This is a genomic window from Aestuariirhabdus haliotis (assembly GCF_023509475.1).
Classification (GTDB): domain Bacteria; phylum Pseudomonadota; class Gammaproteobacteria; order Pseudomonadales; family Aestuariirhabdaceae; genus Aestuariirhabdus; species Aestuariirhabdus haliotis.
Genome location: NZ_JAKSDZ010000002.1, coordinates 156046 through 176155 on the forward strand (window position 1 = coordinate 156046; position 20110 = coordinate 176155).

The 20110-nt window shown below is 50.9% G+C and carries 17 protein-coding genes; all 17 read right to left on the reverse strand.

What is annotated here, in order from left to right:
- Positions 1-11: 11 nt before the first annotated feature.
- Positions 12-2033, reverse strand: a complete 2022-nt coding sequence (locus MIB40_RS02625; RefSeq protein WP_249690472.1) for a transglutaminase TgpA family protein — start codon at positions 2031-2033, stop codon at positions 12-14.
- Positions 2021-2974 carry a DUF58 domain-containing protein gene (locus MIB40_RS02630; RefSeq protein ID WP_249690474.1) on the reverse strand — a complete coding sequence of 318 codons (954 nt, stop codon included), beginning with the start codon at positions 2972-2974 and terminating at the stop codon, positions 2021-2023. The genes MIB40_RS02625 and MIB40_RS02630 overlap by 13 nt, the downstream gene beginning before the upstream one ends.
- 9 nt (positions 2975-2983) lie before the next feature.
- A complete protein-coding gene (locus MIB40_RS02635; RefSeq protein WP_249690476.1) occupies positions 2984-3904 on the reverse strand; it encodes an AAA family ATPase in 921 nt (306 codons plus the stop codon).
- Between the two features lie 164 nt (positions 3905-4068).
- The gene (locus MIB40_RS02640) at positions 4069-5277 is read right to left on the reverse strand and encodes an O-succinylhomoserine sulfhydrylase (protein ID WP_249690477.1); all 1209 of its coding nucleotides are present in this window, start codon (positions 5275-5277) and stop codon (positions 4069-4071) included.
- Positions 5278-5296: 19 nt separating this feature from the next.
- The gene (gene purF, locus MIB40_RS02645; protein WP_249690480.1) at positions 5297-6811 is read right to left on the reverse strand and encodes an amidophosphoribosyltransferase; all 1515 of its coding nucleotides are present in this window, start codon (positions 6809-6811) and stop codon (positions 5297-5299) included.
- A 51-nt stretch (positions 6812-6862) separates the two neighbouring features.
- Entirely contained in the window at positions 6863-7363 is a 501-nt protein-coding gene (locus MIB40_RS02650; RefSeq protein WP_249690482.1) for a CvpA family protein, read from the reverse strand.
- A 78-nt stretch (positions 7364-7441) separates the two neighbouring features.
- Positions 7442-7972 carry an SPOR domain-containing protein gene (locus tag MIB40_RS02655; protein WP_249690484.1) on the reverse strand — a complete coding sequence of 177 codons (531 nt, stop codon included), beginning with the start codon at positions 7970-7972 and terminating at the stop codon, positions 7442-7444.
- A gap of 22 nt (positions 7973-7994) precedes the next feature.
- Complete coding sequence (gene folC / locus MIB40_RS02660) at positions 7995-9290, reverse strand: bifunctional tetrahydrofolate synthase/dihydrofolate synthase (RefSeq protein WP_249690487.1); 1296 nt, start codon at positions 9288-9290, stop codon at positions 7995-7997.
- Complete coding sequence (gene accD, locus MIB40_RS02665) at positions 9280-10221, reverse strand: acetyl-CoA carboxylase, carboxyltransferase subunit beta (protein ID WP_249690489.1); 942 nt, start codon at positions 10219-10221, stop codon at positions 9280-9282. Before accD ends, folC begins: the two co-directional genes overlap by 11 nt.
- 20 nt (positions 10222-10241) lie before the next feature.
- Positions 10242-11054: a tryptophan synthase subunit alpha gene (gene trpA, locus MIB40_RS02670; protein WP_249690490.1), complete on the reverse strand. Its 813-nt coding sequence runs from the start codon at positions 11052-11054 to the stop codon at positions 10242-10244.
- A gap of 21 nt (positions 11055-11075) precedes the next feature.
- Positions 11076-12290, reverse strand: a complete 1215-nt coding sequence (gene trpB, locus MIB40_RS02675) for a tryptophan synthase subunit beta (protein WP_249690782.1) — start codon at positions 12288-12290, stop codon at positions 11076-11078.
- A gap of 1 nt (position 12291) precedes the next feature.
- A complete protein-coding gene (locus tag MIB40_RS02680; protein WP_249690493.1) occupies positions 12292-12915 on the reverse strand; it encodes a phosphoribosylanthranilate isomerase in 624 nt (207 codons plus the stop codon).
- 56 nt (positions 12916-12971) lie between these two features.
- Positions 12972-13820, reverse strand: a complete 849-nt coding sequence (truA, locus tag MIB40_RS02685; RefSeq protein ID WP_249690495.1) for a tRNA pseudouridine(38-40) synthase TruA — start codon at positions 13818-13820, stop codon at positions 12972-12974.
- Complete coding sequence (locus MIB40_RS02690; RefSeq protein WP_264758415.1) at positions 13820-16801, reverse strand: FimV/HubP family polar landmark protein; 2982 nt, start codon at positions 16799-16801, stop codon at positions 13820-13822. Before MIB40_RS02690 ends, truA begins: the two co-directional genes overlap by 1 nt.
- A 412-nt stretch (positions 16802-17213) precedes the next feature.
- Positions 17214-18326, reverse strand: coding sequence for an aspartate-semialdehyde dehydrogenase (gene asd, locus MIB40_RS02695; protein WP_249690497.1), 1113 nt, complete (start codon positions 18324-18326; stop codon positions 17214-17216).
- Between the two features lie 29 nt (positions 18327-18355).
- Complete coding sequence (gene leuB / locus MIB40_RS02700) at positions 18356-19432, reverse strand: 3-isopropylmalate dehydrogenase (RefSeq protein WP_249690499.1); 1077 nt, start codon at positions 19430-19432, stop codon at positions 18356-18358.
- 21 nt (positions 19433-19453) lie between these two features.
- Positions 19454-20101, reverse strand: coding sequence for a 3-isopropylmalate dehydratase small subunit (gene leuD / locus MIB40_RS02705; protein WP_249690501.1), 648 nt, complete (start codon positions 20099-20101; stop codon positions 19454-19456).
- Between the last annotated feature and the right edge of the window lie 9 nt (positions 20102-20110).

Below are 20110 nucleotides of genomic sequence, written 5' to 3' on the forward strand. Positions count from 1 at the left end.
AAACTATTGAACTATAAGCGTCGAATAATTCGCTTCATTGCCTTTACCCTTTGCTTCTTCCAACCAGCTTTATGTTGAGCCGATGATACATATTGGGCATTCACATACAAACGGGTGAGATGCTCGGCATTTTTGGCAATGTCCGGTTGTTGATCTTGAATGCGCTTGAGGAAATCCAAGGGACCCTCCCCCTGCTCTCTTGTTAAGCCATAACGCTCCAATCGACGACAAAATAACAGGTAGGCACTGACAATAGGGTCCCTCGCTGGCAAACGTTGCGACCACCACCCCCAGCCACCTAAAGCGCCCAGAGTGATAGCCGCCGCAACCAATAAGGCAATCACTACTCGACCAATATCCACGCCACCTAACCAATCTTGCCAAAAGCCTTGCTGGCGTTGCTGATCAAAATCCAGAACATTCTGATGCCAATAATACTCCAGCATATCAAGTTGCAACCGGAGGCGGCTTAACAGAGGAATACCTTGATATCGGTGAGCCGAAAAAAGCTCATTTTCCAGAAAGCTGCCCTCTTCCGCTACCGCTTGCTGGAGATTTTGTTCGATTCGATCGGGAGCCACCGCCGCTGTAGGATCAACACGCAACCACCCCTGTTCAGGCAACCAGACTTCAGCCCAGGCATGGGCATCAAACTGGCGAACCTGAACAACACTCAATTCAGGATTCACCTCCCCACCCTGATAGCCAACCACTACTCGTGCAGGTATACCAGCCGCTCTGGCCAGGAAAACAAAAGCCCCCGCATAATGAGCACAGAAGCCCCGACGACTTTCAAACAGAAAGCCATCAATCGTATCGTCTCGTAACACGGGAGGTCGCAAAGTGTAGAAATACTCCTGCTCCCTGAAGCGAGTCATCAAACTTTGAACAAACTGCAAACCGTCTTCGTTAACAGACCGGTACAAATCCCTGGCGAACTCACGTGTACGTGGATCGCCAGCATCTGGTAGTTGCAGATAAAATTCACGTATCCAGCTATCCAGTTCAGAATCAAGCCGATAATCAAGCGCCGATTGCACCGCATAACTAAACCGCCGCTCTACTGTATCCGGGGTCAACAACCTTGAATCTCTCGTCAATGTGGCCCCTTGCACGGAGGAAGAAACCATATCCAGGGCAAACAACCAACGCTGATCTGTTGGTTCTAGAATCACTCGATAATCGACAGCCGAGCCCAACGCCACTCGATCGCGAGCAGCACTGGGGGGAGCCTTTAACCGGTATTCGATTTGACCTTGATTGACAGGCCGCTCCGACCAGCGCCGCCCATCGAAGTAGGATAAATTCAACGCTCGCCAATACAGATTTCGCTGTTCAGGAACCGCACCCTCAAAGGTCGCTCTGAACACCAATTCATCGGACTGCGTCAGCTGCGCTATATCACCCGGCGCCATACTATTACTCAATCCAGTGCGAGCTTGCGAGCCAGGAGGTTCAACGGACCACAAAGGCGGGACTCGCGGCACCAACACAAACAAAATAATGGCTAATGGAATCGCCTGCAGCAACATCACCGTAGCTTTTCTTGCCGCCGCTAGCGGACGCTCGCGCAAACCACCTTGATTTAAGCCTACAGCGGCCGCAACAATCACCAGGAAATTGAGCATGGCAAAACTGGAACTGACCAGGGATTGATCGTACAAAAGGGCAATCACCACTACAAAGCAACTAAGAAAAATTACCAGATAAGCATCGCGTGGGGATTTCATTTCCAACAGCTTGAGGATAAAGGCTGCAACCAACAGACAGCCTCCAGCATCCAGCCCGACCAGCGAATGATACCGCCATTGAATGGCCGCCACCGCCGACAGCAACAGCATGGATTTTAACCAAAACGGTGGATAGCTCCAGCGCCCCGTAAAGATCATTAAGCGCCAGCTCGTGCAAACGATGGCTAACAGCAACACCCAAATGGGTAATCGACCGAAGTGCGGCAGCACCGCCAACAACTGACAAGCAAGCAGCCAGAACAGAGCCGTGCGAGGTATCTGGTTAGGGTTCAGAGTTGACATAGCGCCAGCGCTTTTAAGCAGTGTTCAAGGTGATGCTGACCATGGGAAGGTGCGATCTCAATACCCGGCAGGCGAAGACCATAGTCTTCTTGCTCACGCTCTGCTTGCAAGCACCAATAACAAAGATGGGAAAGTCTGATCTCAACATGACCAGTCGTTACCTCCCAATCAAGCCATAAACGCCGCTCACGGGAACTGACAAATTCCTTGGTAAAGAGTTGTTGGTGCCTCGAACTTTGCTTCCATGCCAGATGGTTAAGTGCATCGCCAGGCTGATATTCACGAATCGAGGAAAAGTCATCGACACCGGATACCTCATCCATTAATTCACCCTCACCATGACTGCTGACCCCGGCAGGTAGAACAGCCGATAAGGGTCTTGGGTAAACCAACGCTGCCAGATCGAGATCCACCCAGCTCCAGGCGACCAGTAACCCTAGCGGGTACCGGGTTTGAACCCGTAACCGGCCGGGGCGAAATATGCCTCTTCGCGGCGCCGGCAAATACAGCGTTAAGGGTAACGCTTCCCCAGGAACAACCGTAACCGACTGCTGAATACCTTGCGGCCAGCCCAACTCAATAGCGTACCGATCAACCTTGCCGCCTGCATTGAGCTCCAGACGAAAGGGCAGATCATCACCCAGGTGCCCTGCCCCGGCGCGAACGCCGATTAATGTTAATCCGGCCAGATTATTGTAAGTATGGTGAATTGCTACAACAAACAAACTGGTCAACAAGAAGGCGACAGCAAAACTCATACTGTTCTGATAATTTACCCCGGCCAAAAACACGGCGGCTATTAACAATAAAAACAGATAGCCTGTGCGCGTCGGAACAATAAAGATGCGTCGATGATTCAGAGTGACACGAGAATGTGCAGGAATACGCCGACTGATCCAGCCGTTAAAAAGAGTTCTGAGTTTGTTTCGTATTCCTGGCATTGAATCGTCCTAGCCGACCACATCGACCTCTGCCAGCAAACGTTGGCCCAGAGCTTCTCCGGAATAACCTCTCTGGTCAGACTGCTCACGTAACCGATGCTCAACGACTGAAGGTAGAACCGCTTGAATATCCTCCGGTAAAAGATGATTTCGACCATCCATACAAGCCCAGGTTTTTGCACTTTGCAGCAATGCCTGGGCCGCTCTTGGTGAAAGTCCCCAGGCGAACTGGTCACTGGTGCGGGTATAGGCGATCAATCTCTGCAAATAATCAATAAGCGCACTACTCGGGCGCACGCTCGCCACCTGCTGTTGCAATTCAGCTAATTGATCACTATCAAGACAAGGTTGTATATGTTGCATGTTAATCCGGCCACTATCACCCAACAGAATATGACGTTCGGCTTCGGCATCAGGATAGCCGAGTTGAAGCCGCATTAAAAAGCGATCTAACTGCGACTCCGGCAAAGGAAAAGTGCCCGCTTGAGATTGCGGGTTCTGGGTGGCTATAACAAAGAAAGGAGACGGTAACGGACGTGTTTCGCCTTCAATGCTTACCTGCTTTTCTTCCATCGCTTCCAACAGCGCACTTTGACTCTTGGGAGTAGCGCGGTTGATTTCATCGGCCAGTACTACCTGGGAGAATATTGGTCCTGGATGAAATTCAAACAGGCTTCGCTCACGATCATAAACCGACACGCCAAGAATATCAGCGGGCAACAGATCGCTGGTAAACTGCACCCGGTTGTAACTGAGCCCCATCACCCTGGCCAAGCCCTGAGCCAATGTGGTTTTACCCATGCCCGGCAGGTCCTCTATCAATAAGTGACCGCGACTTATCAAGCAACACAAAGCAAGACGCAGCTGATGAGGCTTACCTACCATCACCTTTTCCAGTTCAGTCAGGCAGTTTTTGATTACTGTTTCCATTGCAGCTTGAGTACCTTTGAGCATGTAAGTGCACAGCATATCAGACCCGACAAGCGCGCCCAGAATTTCTTACCTTAAAACGAGACATTAGCAAGAAATATCGTCAACAAAAAAGCTCGGGAGCCATTCGACGCCCGAGCTTACTTTTACGCTTCTAATATGTCCTAGACCGCCGCTAATCCACGCTCAAGATCAGCAATGATATCCTCAACCGTTTCCAGCCCTACGGCAACACGAATCAGGTTATCGCGAATACCGGAACGGTCACGTTCTTCCTGGCTGAGCCGCCCGTGGGTTGTGGTCGCTGGATGGGTAATAGTGGACTTGGTATCCCCCAGGTTGGCAGTAATAGAGATCATGCGGGTGGCATCGATGAAACGCCAAGCCTCAGCCTTTGCTCCTGCGACCTCGAAAGCGATAACGCCCCCGTAACCTCGCTGCTGCTGGCTTGCCAGTTCATGCTGAGGATGTTCGGGTAAGCCACTGTAATGAACCCGCTCTACCTTGGGTTGCTGCTGCAACCAGAGCGCTAACTGCTTAGCCGCGTCGCAATGAGCCTGCATACGCAAGCGCAGGGTTTCCAAGCCCTTAAGGATAACCCAGGCATTAAAAGGGCTAAGGGTAGGTCCCGCCGCCCGAAGATAAGCGACCATCTCCTTCATCTGCTCAGCGCGGCCAACGACCAGTCCTCCCATACAGCGCCCCTGCCCATCAAGGTATTTGGTCGCCGAATACACAACGATATCGGCCCCCAATTCCATGGGCCGCTGAAGTATCGGGGTACAAAATGTATTATCGACCACCAACATGGCGTCATGCTGCCTGGCCAATTGCGACAGCTGTTTGAGGTCCGCTACTTCACTAAGAGGATTCGAAGGCGTCTCAACAAAAAGCATGGCCGTACGAGCCGTCATCGCCTGTTGCCACCCTGCAATATCGGTAAGGTCAACAAAGGTAGTTTCGACCCCAAATCGTTTCAGGTAGCGGGTAAAAATGGTAGTAGTGGTGCCAAAGACACTGCGTGAAACCACAACATGGTCACCAGAAGTCAGCAGAGCCATACAGACCCCTAGAATACCTGCCATGCCGCTAGCCATAGCGACAGCCTGTTCGGCACCCTCTAGAGCAGCCATACGCTCCTCAAGTGTACGAACCGTTGGGTTGGTATAGCGGGAATACACATTGCCGGGATCTTCACCGGAAAAGCGAGCAGCCGCATCTGCCGCACTGCGAAAGACATAACTCGAAGTCGTAAAGATCGGCTCCCCATGCTCTGTTTCCATGGTACGGAGCTGTCCGGCACGCACAGCGAGTGTATCTAAATGTGCACCCTCGAGATCAGAATCCAGTCTATCGTCGTTACTACCGGCCATATCGCTTCTCTTGTCTGTATCACTCATCATTATGCAGGTCGATGATCGCGTTCTCGCGCAGCTCCTGCTGATTCTTGGCGCCGTCATTTCGGGCTTGCTCGATGCGATTAAGATAGTTTTCATCAATATCGCCAGTGACGTATTCGTGATTGAACACAGAGCACTCGAAACCGGCAAAGGGTGTTTCAACGCCCTCCTGCACCGAGTCAATCAAGTCGTCCAGATCCTGGTAAACCATCCAGTCAGCACCAATAAGCTGACAAATTTCCTGGCTGGTGCGGCCATTGGCAATCAGCTCTTTGGCTGCCGGCATATCTATACCATATACATTCGGATAGCGAACTTCCGGCGCCGCCGAGCAGAAGTAAACTTTCTTGGCACCGGCGTCACGCGCCATCTCAATAATCTGACTACAAGTCGTCCCACGCACGATAGAGTCATCGACCAGCAGTACATTCTTGCCCTTGAACTCAAGGTCGATAGCATTCAGCTTCTGCCGAACCGATTTTTTACGCTCGCCCTGCCCCGGCATAATAAAGGTTCTACCGATGTAACGGTTTTTAATAAAACCTTCGCGGAATTTCACGCCCAGACGGTTTGCCAGCTGTAAGGCTGAGGTACGGCTGGTATCGGGGATCGGAATAACCACGTCAATATCATGTTCTGGACGCTCGCGAAGTATTTTTTCAGCCAGTTTCTCCCCCATCTTTAGGCGAGATTTGTAAACAGAGCTGCCATCCATGCGGGAGTCCGGACGGGCAAAATAGACATACTCAAAGATGCAAGGAACCAGTCTGGGATTCTCAGCACATTGGTGGGTGTGCAACTCACCATCGGCATCAATATAGACCGCCTCACCAGGTGCCACATCACGAATCAATGTGTAGCCCTGCGAATCCAGTGCGACACTCTCTGAGGCGATCATATACTCGGTACCCAGATCGGACTCGCGCTTGCCAAAGACCATCGGTCGAATGCCATTGGGGTCGCGGAAACCAACAATCCCATGCCCAAGAATCATTGAAATCACAGCATAGCCACCTCGACAACGCTGGTGCACACGCTCGACAGCGCGAAAAATATCATCGGCCGCAGGTTTCAACTTCTGCTGCTTGTACAGCTCATGGGCAAATACATTCAACAATACTTCTGAGTCAGAATTGGTATTAATGTGCCTGAGATCGCTCTTGAACAGCTGTTCCTTGATCTCCTCCACATTGGTTAGATTACCGTTATGGGCCAGAGTAATCCCATAGGGGGAGTTAACGTAAAAAGGCTGAGCTTCAGCTGAACTCGAGGATCCAGCGGTTGGGTAACGAACATGACCGATCCCCATATTACCTACCAGACGCTGCATATGACTGGTGCGGAACACATCGCGCACCAGCCCATTTTCCTTGCGCAGGAAAAAGCGATCACCTTCCCCGGTAACTATGCCTGCGGCGTCCTGCCCCCGATGCTGAAGAACCGTCAGGGCGTCGTAAAGCTCCTGATTAACCCGGGATTTTGCTGCGATACCTACAATGCCACACACAATCGTATACCTCGGTTACTCTGCTGAGGACCAGCCCGAAGCTATGCTTCGTTAACTGGAGGAATTAATAAAAGGCCCCACCACCCTCATTACCGAGTGTTTGGACCACTCAGCCAATATCTGAAAATGGGGAATTAACTGGGACTGTTGCCACCAATGGTCTTTCTGCACCGGGGCGAAACCCACTACACCGACCAGGATCACAACAAGTAATACACCGCGACAGGCACCAAAAATCACACCCAGAGCGCGATCTGTGCCAGATAGCCCAGTCATTTTAACCAACTCTGCAATCAGGTGATTAATCATGGCGCCTACCATCAGGGTGGCTATAAATAAGAGCACGCAAGCGGCAATAATACGTACAGATGGAATCTCGATATAATGGGTAAACATCAACGACAGGCTTCCACCGAAGGTCCACGCAATAACCACGGCGGCAATCCAGGTCGCCAACGAGAGCGCTTCTCGGAAAAAACCCCGACTGATGCTGATTAGCGCCGAAATGGCAATGATCGCCAGAATGGCCCAGTCTACCCAGGTAAATGACACAATCAGATTCGCTTTAGCTCTACGTCCGTCAAAGGCGGGAATTGTAGCAGAGAGGTTGTAGCTTGCCCATACGATCCACTAGGGATGATAGCGAACGACAACACCTTTTAATTTAACCTGTTTCTGAAGCTTATCGCGCAAGGGGAACAGGTCGTCCCGGTCGACCATAGGGCCAACATAAACACCCTCCACCCTCTGCTCACCTTCTCGCACCCAGGTTCGGCTATAAGCCTTATAGCCTAACTTCTGCAGCTTGACTACGAGGGCTTTGGCATTGTCTTGATTTGCAAAAACCCCCATCTGAAGGGTCCATGACTTTGGCACACCTGAAGCTTCGAGTTCAGGCTTGGAACTTTCCTTTAATCGGGATTCCGGCTCTGGTTTCGGCTCCTGATACTGAGTTTCCATCGCCACCTGCAAGTCTACTTGCTGAGCGCGTTCCTGCTCTCCAGCAATAAACTCAGGCACCTCGGGCATCTGAGGAGGTTCAGGGATAATACTGGCCTTGCTGCGATGAGGGACTGGCTCATACAGCCAGCTCAGAAATATAATACCCAGCGCCAGTAATACGCAGGCACCTATCAGGCGCTGTCGAATGTTTTGCTCCATGAATAATCCGCTCTATAACATCCTAAGCCGGGTCGGCATCTAGCCGCCCAATGACTTCAATCGCTTGTGCAACGGTAAAAAAAGACCCTACCACCAACACTCTATCGCTACCGGACGAGGACTCAACAGCCTCAATCAATGCGTTCTCGACACTACTATACAAGGACACCGAAGCAGATGCGATCCCTGCCAAAGCTTGTTCTAACCGTAACACAGGACAGGCTCTGGGCACCGCTACCTGAGACAGCAACCAAGCATCACAGACAGGTGCCAAGGACTGTATTACTCCTTCTATATCCTTATCTGCCAGCATGGCCAAAACACACAGGGTCTGGCCTTCCACAGGGTGATCCTCCAGACGCTGACAGAGGGCCTCTGAAGCCTGTGGGTTATGAGCGACATCCAGCACAAGCGGTATGGTGTAACCGCAGCTATTGGTCACCGTAAACTGTTGATAGCGTCCAGACAGACGGGCATTTTGGATCCCCTGATATACCGCTGAATCAGGAATCGATAAAGAAGAGTTATGAAGCGCACAAATAGCGGTAGCGGCGTTATCAGATGGCAAAACGGGCTCAGGTAAATTTTCCAGAATATGGGCAGTGCCCTGTAAATCTATGCCTTCGTAACACCAACCTTGACCTGTTGAGGTTTGCGTAAACGCCTCCCCTCTGGACAACAGAAAAGCCCCTGTCCGCTGGGCTTCATCAACGACCCCCGAATTGAGTTGACGACCACCATAGATAGCCGGCTTTGCGGCACGAAAGATCCCGGCTTTTTCCTTCCCGATCACATCAAGGTCGGAGCCCAGCCAATCCTCATGGTCAAGCGCGATCGACGTAACTACTGCGACATCGGCATCAATAATATTGACCGCATCCAGGCGACCACCCAAGCCGACTTCTAGCAACCACACATCGAGATTCGAGCGCTGAAAGATATCCAGCACAGCTAGAGTAGAAAATTCAAAATAGCTCAGAGAGGTCGTGTCACGAGCGCTTTCTATACGCTTGAAGCTGGAGACAATTTGCTGGTCTGTCGCCTCAACCCCATTAATGACCATGCGCTCGTTATACCGCAAAAGGTGTGGAGAGCTATAGACCCCAACCCGATAATCAGAGGCCTCTAGAATCGAAGAGAGGAAAGCGCAGGTGCTACCCTTACCATTAGTGCCAGCTACAGTGAAAACTGTAGCTGGCGTTGTGAGCAAACCCATTGATTGGGCGACCTTCGCTACCCGATCCAGACCCAAATCAATCTCTACCGGATGCAACCGCTCAAGATATTCAAGCCAAACCGATAGCTGATCAGACTTCATCAACCTCTACTTCTGCCGCTTCCGGCTCCGGCTTAGTCTCCTCAAGGACGACAGGCTGCTCTTGCAGCGGTGCTTCAAGTCCTTGCATTTTGGATAATAGGCCTGACAGTGTGTTGCGCATGTCGGAGCGATTGATAATCATATCGACCGCACCATGCTCAAGTAAAAATTCGCTGCGCTGGAAGCCTTCAGGTAGCTTTTCACGCACGGTTTGCTCAATCACTCGCGGGCCTGCAAAGCCAATCAAGGCATTGGGTTCAGCCAGGTTCACATCACCCAACATAGCCAGGCTAGCAGATACGCCACCATAAACCGGATCGGTGAGAACTGACAGGTAAGGCAATCCAAGCTGTTTCATCTTCTCCAGTGCAGCTGACGTTTTAGCCATTTGCATCAAGGAAAAAAGCGCCTCTTGCATACGGGCGCCGCCGCTGGCGGAAAAGCAAATCAGCGGCAACTTATGCTCCAGACACTCATCGACAGCCCTGACAAAGCGAGCCCCTACAACGGAACCCATTGAGCCTCCCATAAAAGAGAACTCAAAAGCCACGACCACTACCGGAACACCATTAACCGTACCGCGACTGGCGACCAGAGCATCCGTTTCACCCGTGCTCTTTTGCGCAGTCACCAAACGATCTTTGTATTTTTTACTGTCTTTGAATCGCAAACGGTCTTCAGGCACAAACTCGGCACCAAGCTCTTCACGACCCTCTTTATCCAGAAAATAATCGATCCGGGTTCGAGCTGTAATGCGCATGTGATGCTCGCACTTCGGGCAAACATCCAGGTTCTTTTCAAGTTCTGGACGGTAGAGTACCGAATGACACTTGACACATTTCTTCCACAACCCTTCTGGCACGTTACTGCGCTTATCGGCTTCACGACCGCTCAGGGATGATTTCAGTTTATCAACAAGCCAGTTGCTCATCTGTGGTTCCAGTCTGTTTACTAACTGTTCAGCTTATCCATTGCCGCCCGCATATCTTTCAGAATAGCGGAAACACCAGCAATAGCCTTATCCGGTTGCTGCAGATTATTGGCTATCTGGTCAACCAAAACGCTGCCAACCACTACTCCATCGGCACACTGACTGACACTGGCCGCTGCTTGACCGTCACGAATGCCGAATCCAACACCTAAAGGCAGATCAGTAAGCTCACGCATCATATTGATACGTTCAGCCACTGCCGTTGTATCCAGCGCAGCCGAGCCGGTAACACCCTTAAGCGATACGTAGTAAACATAACCACTGGCCTTGCTACAGATGCTACGAATACGCTCCTTCGTAGTGGTTGGTGCCACCAGAAAAATTGTATCGATCTGCTTATCGCGAAGATAAACACTCAGACGATCCGTTTCCTCAGGAGGAAGATCAACCGTCAGTATGCCATCAACACCCGCTTCGGCAGCGCGATTGGCAAACAGCTCATAACCCATAATTTCGATAGGATTTAGGTACCCCATCAGCACAACCGGGGTCTGATTATCCTTGGTGCGAAACTCTGACACCATGGCGAAAACGTCAGCTAATGTAACACCATGTGATAAAGCCCTCTCACTGGCCAACTGGATAGTTGGACCATCCGCCATCGGATCTGAAAAAGGTATCCCTAACTCGATAATATCCGCTCCCTCAGCAACCATTGCATGCATCAGTGGAACCGTTAGCTCGGGCGAACTATCACCTGCAGTTACAAAGGGAATAAGGGCTTTACGTCCTGCCTGTTCAAGGCGCTGAAAACAATCTTTAATTCGACTCATAACGATTACATTCCACCCCGATTAATCCAGCACCTGAATACCGTCAATAGCCGCCACGGTATGGATATCTTTATCTCCCCGCCCCGACAGATTGACAACAATTATCTGATTGGAACTCATAGTTGCAGCTAGCTTTTCAGCATAGGCTAGCGCATGACTACTCTCCAGAGCAGGCATTATGCCTTCCAACTGTGTCAGATCACGAAACGCTGTAAGTGCCTCTTCATCGGTTACAGCAACATAATCAACACGACCGACATCTTTGAGCAAAGAATGCTCAGGCCCTACGCCCGGATAATCGAGACCCGCTGAAACCGAATGGGTTTCGATGATCTGGCCAGCCGCATCTGCCATCAGATAGGTCCGATTACCGTGTAGTACTCCAGGTTTTCCCGCGCATAGCGGAGCAGCATGCTGACCTGTATCCAGACCATTACCCCCTGCTTCTACACCATACATTTTGACTGTTTCATCTGCGATAAAAGGATGGAACAGGCCGATCGCATTAGAGCCACCGCCAACACAAGCAACCAGAGCGTCTGGCAAACGACCATTTTGCTCCAGACATTGCTCACGAGCCTCACGCCCGATCACCGCCTGAAAATCACGTACGAGTTTAGGGTAAGGATGAGGGCCTGCCACCGTACCAATAATATAAAAGGTGTCATCCACATGGGTGACCCAATGACGCATAGCTTCGTTCATGGCGTCCTTGAGAGTTCGAGAACCGGATTCAACAGAGACCACCTCGGCACCCAGCAATTTCATGCGGTAAACATTCAGGGCCTGGCGCTGAATATCCTCTGCTCCCATAAATACCGTGCACTGCATACCCAAACGGGCTGCAACAGTGGCACTGGCCACTCCGTGCTGACCGGCTCCGGTCTCAGCAATAACCCGTTTTTTACCCATATGCTTGGCCAGAAGCGCTTGCCCAATGGTGTTATTCACCTTATGAGCGCCGGTGTGATTGAGATCTTCACGCTTGAGAAAGATCCGAGCACCACCAATTTTATCCGACCATCGCTGAGCCAGATAAAGAGGGGATGGGCGGCCCACATAAAAAGCCAGATCGCGATCAAATTCAGCTTGAAACGCAGAATCTTTTGCAAGCTTCTCGTAGGTTAGCGCCAGCTCATCCAGCGCAGCCATCAAGGTTTCGGATACAAACCGACCGCCATAGGGACCAAAATGCCCCCCCGCATCAGGCATGTTCAACAACTCTTCGGTACTCATTTTAATATCTGACACTGGCTACCTCTCTTGTAAACGCCAGAATTTTTTGGTGATCCTTTATGCCGGGTGCGGCTTCAACACCACCACTCACATCCACAGCATAGGGCCGTACTGAGGCAATAGCTTGCCCCACATTAGCAGCATCAAGTCCACCGGCAAGAATAATTGGCTGGAGACTTGGGGGAACCAGGTCCCAATTAAAGACCTCTCCTGTGCCGCCCGGAACTCCTTTCTTATAAGTATCTAATAGCAATCCAAGAGCATCTGGATATAAAGTCATCTCCGCAGCAATTTGATCATGACTGCGAACTCGCAACGCCTTGATAAAAGGACGTGAGAAACTATTACAATAACTTGCTGATTCGTTGCCATGAAACTGCAACAGATCCAATCGGGTTTGATCGATTACTGCCTGCACTTCCAATTCAGGTGTATCGACAAACAAACCCACAGTTGTTACGAAAGGAGGTAGCTTTTGGATCACAGCCGCCGCATCGATTGGCGATATATATCGAGGGCTTGGAGGATAAAAAACGAATCCAAGCGCATTCACTCCAGCCTTTATTGCCGCAACAGCATCCTCAAGGCGGGTAATACCGCAAACCTTGACCCGCGTAACGTCCATTGAAATGCCTCAAATGATGCGATAGTAACAGATTGATTTCTCTTTGAGTATTGCAATTATGCCAGCAGGGGACCTAGAAACATGGGTCCTAAAATACCCGGCCTGGGCAGACTAAACTGCTCCGGATAACCTACATCAACGAAATACAACCCATAGGGTGGCGCCGTTACTCCCCCTCGAGCCCTGTCCTTGTGGTCAAGCACTTCCTGCGCCCAGCTAACCGGCTCTTTACCGGAACCAATGGCCATTAATACACCGGCTATATTTCGAATCATATGATGTAGAAATGCGTTCGCCTGAACATCAATCACAATCAGCGAACCAAACCGCTGAACCTTCAGATCCGTAATCGTTCGCACCGGGCTTTTGGCCTGACAACCGACAGCTCTGTAAGAAGAAAAGTCGTGCTCTCCCAACAGACAACGGGACGCCTCCTCCATCTTATCGACATCCAAGGGCCGGTAATTCCAGGTCACGCCTCTCGGCAAAATAGCAGATCGTGTAGGCTGATTAAGAATCACATAGCGATAGCGTCGATAAACGGCAGAAAAGCGAGCATGAAAGTCAGGATCCACTTCCTGAACCCAGTTGATGGCAATATCGTCTGGCAAATTAGCATTGGCACCAAAAGCCCACCCCCTTGGTGTCCGCTTGGCTGGAGAGTCAAAATGAATAACCTGATGACTCGCATGCACGCCACTATCAGTACGTCCTGCACAGACTACTGACACCTCATGGTTGGCCACCGAACCAAAAGCAGACTCTACATGACGCTGAACAGAAGCAATTCCTGAGCGCTGGGCCTGCCAGCCATGATAATCAGCCCCATCATACTGAACGCTTGCAGCATAACGACGAAGGGCAGAGTCTACAGACCCTGCCCCTTCATTCACTTCATTGATCATTATCCGATTTGATCTAACAGACCTTGAGCTTCTTTCAGTTGTGCTTCATCACCCTCTTTCAGCACCTCCTCCAGAATATCTCGGGCACCATCAACATCGCCCATATCTACATAGGCTCGAGCCAAGTCCAGCTTGGTAGAAGTTTCATTGGTTCCGGCCAGGAAATCGAACTCTTCATCCATTGAATCTTCACCCTCAACCTCAAATTCGGATGCCAGACTTTCAGTAGCCGCATCTAAGGCTGCCATGTCGGAACCGGAAGCCAAACCTTCAGCTAACTGATCAAAATCATCAGCACTGTCGGAATCAATCTCACTGAGATCGAGGTCACCCTTCGCTGGCTCGGCCACATTTTCAGCCACAGATACGTCTGCATCCATAGCTACTTCCAAATCAGGCTCCGCCTCCAACTCAAGATCAGCAGCCAAATCCTCTTCAGCATCACCAAGCTCAAACTCAATATCGGGAAGCCCCTTATCATCCGACGCATCGAAAAGCTCCTCCCCTAGAGATTCCTCTGCAGGAGCTTCGGGGTCATCAAGCGACAGGTCAAACTCATCATCAAGCTCAGCCGGAACCTCAGCTTCTGCTGCTAGATCCTCCGTCAGATCCAGACCCAACTCCTCAAGATCATCCGCCTCCGGCTCGCCACCCAAGGACAGATCAAGCTCGGCATCCGGCTCTTCAGTTATACCCGCCTCGAGATCTCCCAGATCAAACTCATCATTTTCAGCGTCGAGGGTTAATTCATTATCCAGGGTAAACTCATTATCATCGACTTCATCGAGGTTATTGATGTCGACATCCAGCGACGAATCCAATTCTAGAGGATCATCAAGTGACAACTCTTCCTTGGAATCCAGGCCAAAATCCAGCGAGTCTTCAGCATCAGATCCCGCCAGTTGCATAAAGTCATCTTCAGCCGTATCGACCTCAAGATCATCGAGAGAAAATTCCGCGGCATCCTCACCGGCACTCAAATCATCCAGGGACAAGGCTTCGTCGAGATCATCTACATCAAGCCCCTCAGCGCCGGCAACACCAGATCCCGCGGCTTCTAGAGCACCTGCTGGAAATTTGGCCTTCAGTGATTCCGCCTCCTGCATTGCGATGGAATCACCCAGAGCACTTAGCTCATTTTCCTGCTTGACAAAAGCAGGCGCGTCCTTCATTTCGGCATAAGCTTCAAGCAGCTTTACTCTCAAATCAGAGCGAGAAGGCTCCTTCACAATAGCATTAGTCAGCAGCTCAACGGCCTGATTGTAACGCCCATAAGCGATATAAATATCGGCTTCACCGATGGCATCACCTGTTTGAGCGGTGGTTGTTTCAGAGACATCATCAAGGTCGCCATCAAGGGAAAGTTCTTCTTCAGCACCACGCTCATCAACACTTGCATCCGAATCGGCCGCCATATCAAGTTCAGGCGCGACCTCATCAATTTGTTCGACAGGCTGGGACAGGTCGTCCGACTGATCATCCCCACCAGCTGAGCGACGACGAGCCATCAAACCAAGGCCCACCAACAAAACAACAACCCCTCCGGCTGCGGCCAGGTAAATGGGGTTCTGAAGAACCTGATCAAGCAATGACGGTTCTTCCACTACAGGGGTTGGTTTAGCAACTTCGGGTTTTGGAGGTACTGGCTCAGGTTTGGGCTCTGGAGTCGGCTCCTCCACCTTAGGTTCTGGCTTAGGCATTGGAACGGCTACAGAAGAATCACCAGACTCTGGTGTCACAGCTGGCTGCTGCCCAGCATCTACTGGCTCTTCCGCATAATTATAATCAACCTCTTCAGGGCTTTCGCTCTGTGTAGCCAATTGGGCCTGAAGAGCCGCCAGCTGCTCGTCTTTAAGCGACAACAGGCGCTGCAAGGTTTCAATCTGCTCTTCAAGCTCACCTAGCTGACTACTGGTTTCGCCGCTTTCACGAAGTGCTTTATCGAGTTTTTCCTGAGTAATGGCCAGTTCATTTTGAAGCGCTTCGGTGTCGGCACCAGCCATGGCGCTGTCACTATCACTACCGGAAGTGTTCTCGCCCGTTTGACTGGCACTAGCCAAAGACAGCTTGCCATCATCGGTTTCTTTGGGTGTTTCAGATTCAACTGAATCGCGACGTGACGCATCAAGCTGCGGCGCACCAAGATTGCGCTGATCACGCCACTGCTGATTTTGCACGGCCACTTCAGCAATTGCCTGGCGCTGCGTTAAGCGCTCAACCTCATCAAGGTTCGGCAAACGCAATACCTGCCCCTTTTTAAGCAAGTTTATATTCTGCTTAATAAAGGCATCCGGATTGATTTGTTGAATCGCCACCATTGTCTGCTGAATACTAACGTCTCTAGAAGGACGATTCGTTGCCGCAATCTCCCACAACGTATCATTGCTAGATGTTGTGTAGGTTCCACCACCCAGATCCGCACTATCAACACGAGGCTGTTCGGGCGTCATCGCCTTAGCGGGCTCCGCTGGCTTCATTGCTGGCTTGGAGTCAGGCTTGGCTGTTGGCATCGCTGGTTTGCTGGATGCAACCGGATCTACAGGTTTCGCTGCAGGCGGTGCAACTGGTGCAGGAATCTCATCGGTAAACGTAGGCGGGTCGAGTAGCAGCGTATATTCACGCAGCAAACGACCATTTGGCCAGTGCAGTTCAAGCAGGAAATTAAGGTAAGGCTCACGAACCGGTTTACGGCTGCTCACCTCAACATAAGCTGAGCCATCGGCTCTCACTATGGTTTTGAACTTTAAGTTGGTCAGGAAGAAGTCACGCTCAACGCCCGCCAACGTAAAATCTTCTCGGGATGCCAGGCTGGGTAAAACCTCACTTTGACCGAGCCCTTTCAATTCGATCAGTTCAATTTCTGCACTCAGTGGCTGGTTAAGCCCAGAACGCAGGGTTATATCCCCCAACCCTAGCGCCTGCGCTGTCGTAGAGCTCAAAGCTCCCGCTGCTGCCATAGCCAATACAAGCTTGCGAACCATAGTTCTTAGTCCTTCGTTTCTGTCTTCGACCAATTCACCAGCCCCCCCGGAGTAAGTCATCCTTAACTCCCGACAAGTGAACAGCTGACCACAGACTAACCAGACTCCTGCCGAGACCCGGTTGTCAGTTAATAATACATACTAGCTGATTGTAGAAAAAAGCTAGAAAGCTTATGCACAAGTTTCAGTAAGTATCAATTATAAATGGTTTTTTATCAATATCTGTTAGGAGGGTACAGAAATCACGGCAACCATTAGCCGTCGATTCTTCGACGTAGTGCACAGTTTTGCATCAGAGACAAAAAAACGAACCCCATACCCAGACTCAAAAAACAGAGTTGAAGTCCCGGTATGGGGCCAGAGAACGACCATCTAACCAACAATCGATTCAATACCAGCGCATCACTGCCGATCAAACACTCAACAGTATCCTTAACATACGCCGCAGAGGTTCCGCCGCCCCCCACAACAACTGATCACCCACAGAGAACGCCGATAAATACTGAGGCCCCATACTAAGCTTACGCAAACGACCAACCGGAACCGAGAGCGTTCCGGTAGCGACAGTCGGTGTGAGTCCTGCAATGGTTTCATCGCGATGATTGGGAACTACTTTCACCCAGTCGTTATGCTCAGCCAACATCGCCTCGATATCGGTCAACGGGATATGCTCTTTCAATTTTACGGTGAAAGCCTGGCTATGGCTTCGCATAGCACCAATACGCACACAGTTACCATCGACAGCAATGGGGTTCGTATCCCGACCAAGAATCTTGTTCGTTTCAACCTGTCCCTTCCACTCTTCCCGGCTTTGACCGCTCTCCAGCTCACTATCGATCCAGGGAATCAGGCTCCCCGCCAACGGAACACCAAAGTTAGCGGCAGGAAAATCCGCAGAGCGCATTGCATCTGTCACCTTACGATCAATGTCGAGAATAGCGCTGGAAGGCGTGGCCAGCTCATCAGCAACAACGCTATTCAATGCCCCCATCTGATTGAGCAGTTCTCGCATATTCTGGGCACCCGCCCCGGATGCCGCCTGATAAGTCTGGGATGTTAGCCATTCAATTGCATCGGCCTTGAACAAGCCTCCCAACGCCATCAACATCAAGCTAACCGTACAGTTACCGCCAACGAAGGTTTTACCTCCGGCATCCAGCGCCTTATCGATGACGTCACGATTGACGGGATCCAGAATAATGACGCTCTCACTCGCCATACGTAACGACGAGGCCGCATCGATCCAATAGCCCTTCCAGCCTGCATCCCGTAAAGGTTGATAGACAGATTTGGTGTAATCCCCACCCTGGCATGTCAGCACCACGTCCATCTGTGCCAACTCATGAATATCTCGCGCATCTTTCAGCAACGGTATGATTTTACCGACCTCTGGACCCGCCTGCCCCATCTGAGAGGTGGTAAAAAACACGGGATCGATATCGGCAAAATCATTCTCTTCGGCCATACGCTGCATCAGTACCGAACCGACCATGCCACGCCAACCTACAAACCCAACTTTCAACATTTTCTAACTCCTACCGCTAGCGTATTTTCTCAGACCAATGCGGCCAAGACAGCATCACCCATTTGGCGAGTACTCACCTGCTGACAACCTTCAGATTGAATATCTGCGGTTCTCAAACCCTGATCCAAAACCTGACTTACTGCCGCCTCAATGGCATCAGCAGCCTCGGTCTCTGACAATGAATAGCGCAGCATCATCGCCGCCGACAGGATTGTCGCTAGCGGGTTGGCAATACCTTTGCCGGCAATATCCGGCGCCGAGCCGTGACAAGGCTCATACATACCCTTACCATTTTCATCAAGGGACGCCGATGGCAGCATACCAATCGAACCTGTGAGCATGGCCGCGGCATCGGAAAGAATGTCACCAAACATGTTGCCCGTTACCATCACATCAAATTGTTTCGGGGCCTTCACCAGCTGCATGGCAGCATTATCGACATACATATGGCTGAGTTCGACATCGGGGTAATCCTTTGCCATCTCATCCATGATTTCACGCCAAAGCACGGTCACTTCCAGCACATTAGCCTTATCGACCGAGCACAATTTTCCACCACGCTTACGCGCCGCCTCAAAAGCGACCTTGCCGATACGCCGAATTTCAGATTCCGAATAAACGTAAGTATTGAAACCCTGACGCTCACCATTATCCAGCATCCGAATACCCCTTGGCTGACCAAAATAGATCCCCCCGGTCAGCTCGCGAACAATAAGGATATCCAGACCAGAAACCACCTCAGGTTTCAGCGTCGAAGCATCCGCCAACTGAGGATAAAGAATTGCCGGGCGCAAGTTGCCGAACAGTTGCAGGCCAGACCTTAATCCCAGCAAGCCTTTTTCAGGACGTATTGCCATATCCAGACCATCCCATTTAGGGCCACCCACGGCACCAAGCAAAATAGCATCGGCAGCGCGCGCTTTTTCCATGGTTTCTTCAGGCAAGGGAACCTCATGAACATCTATCGCACTACCGCCCACCAGCGCCTGATCAAACGATAGATCAAGGGAAAAACGCGACTTGACAGCTTCCAGCACCTTGACGGCTTCCGCTGTAATTTCTGGCCCAATGCCATCACCTGGTAAAATCAAAACCTGCTTAGTCATCACTTGTCTTCCATTAAAAATTTACTTGATCGCCCCGAACAGCCAGGGGTGCTTTTTCTCATGTTTTTGCTCAAAACGGCGGATGGCATCAGCGTCCTGTAGGGTGAGGCCAATCTCATCCAAACCATTGAGGAGGCAATGCCTGCGGAAGCCATCGATAGCGAAAGGAATTTCCTGGCCATCGGGTTTCAGGATCACTTCGCGCTCCAGATCCACCTCCAACCGATAACCTTCGTTTGCTTGAACTTCCTCAAACAGTTGATCCACGACTTCGTCGAGCAAGGTGATCGGAAGAATGCCGTTTTTAAAGCAGTTATTGTAAAAAATATCCGCAAAGCTGGGTGCAATCACACAACGAAACCCGTAATCATCCAACGCCCAGGGGGCATGCTCACGACTCGAACCACAGCCGAAATTTTGTCGCGCCAGCAGCACAGAAGCCCCCTCATAACGGGGCTGGTTGAGGACAAATTCAGAATTAAGCGGCCTACCAGCACAATCCTGATCTGGCTGACCCTCATCCAGATATCTCAATTCATCAAACAGGTTGGGGCCAAAGCCACTGCGTTTGATCGATTTCAGAAACTGCTTGGGAATAATCATATCGGTATCGACGTTCGCGCGATCCAGCGGCGCGACAATACCCGTTAGCTGAGTAAATTGTTTCATTGTTCTTTC

Coding starts and splice junctions, on each gene's coding strand:
- MIB40_RS02640 (WP_249690477.1), bottom strand. CDS start 5,277: ATGGCCGGTAGTAACGACGATAGACTGGATTCTGATCTCGAGGGTGCA.
- MIB40_RS02625 (WP_249690472.1), bottom strand. CDS start 2,033: ATGTCAACTCTGAACCCTAACCAGATACCTCGCACGGCTCTGTTCTGG.
- MIB40_RS02680 (WP_249690493.1), bottom strand. CDS start 12,915: ATGGACGTTACGCGGGTCAAGGTTTGCGGTATTACCCGCCTTGAGGAT.
- trpA (WP_249690490.1), bottom strand. CDS start 11,054: ATGAGTCGAATTAAAGATTGTTTTCAGCGCCTTGAACAGGCAGGACGT.
- leuB (WP_249690499.1), bottom strand. CDS start 19,432: ATGACTAAGCAGGTTTTGATTTTACCAGGTGATGGCATTGGGCCAGAA.
- leuD (WP_249690501.1), bottom strand. CDS start 20,101: ATGAAACAATTTACTCAGCTAACGGGTATTGTCGCGCCGCTGGATCGC.
- accD (WP_249690489.1), bottom strand. CDS start 10,221: ATGAGCAACTGGCTTGTTGATAAACTGAAATCATCCCTGAGCGGTCGT.
- MIB40_RS02655 (WP_249690484.1), bottom strand. CDS start 7,972: ATGGAGCAAAACATTCGACAGCGCCTGATAGGTGCCTGCGTATTACTG.
- folC (WP_249690487.1), bottom strand. CDS start 9,290: ATGAAGTCTGATCAGCTATCGGTTTGGCTTGAATATCTTGAGCGGTTG.
- MIB40_RS02630 (WP_249690474.1), bottom strand. CDS start 2,974: ATGCCAGGAATACGAAACAAACTCAGAACTCTTTTTAACGGCTGGATC.
- MIB40_RS02635 (WP_249690476.1), bottom strand. CDS start 3,904: ATGGAAACAGTAATCAAAAACTGCCTGACTGAACTGGAAAAGGTGATG.
- truA (WP_249690495.1), bottom strand. CDS start 13,820: ATGATCAATGAAGTGAATGAAGGGGCAGGGTCTGTAGACTCTGCCCTT.
- MIB40_RS02690 (WP_264758415.1), bottom strand. CDS start 16,801: ATGGTTCGCAAGCTTGTATTGGCTATGGCAGCAGCGGGAGCTTTGAGC.
- trpB (WP_249690782.1), bottom strand. CDS start 12,290: ATGAGTACCGAAGAGTTGTTGAACATGCCTGATGCGGGGGGGCATTTT.
- asd (WP_249690497.1), bottom strand. CDS start 18,326: ATGTTGAAAGTTGGGTTTGTAGGTTGGCGTGGCATGGTCGGTTCGGTA.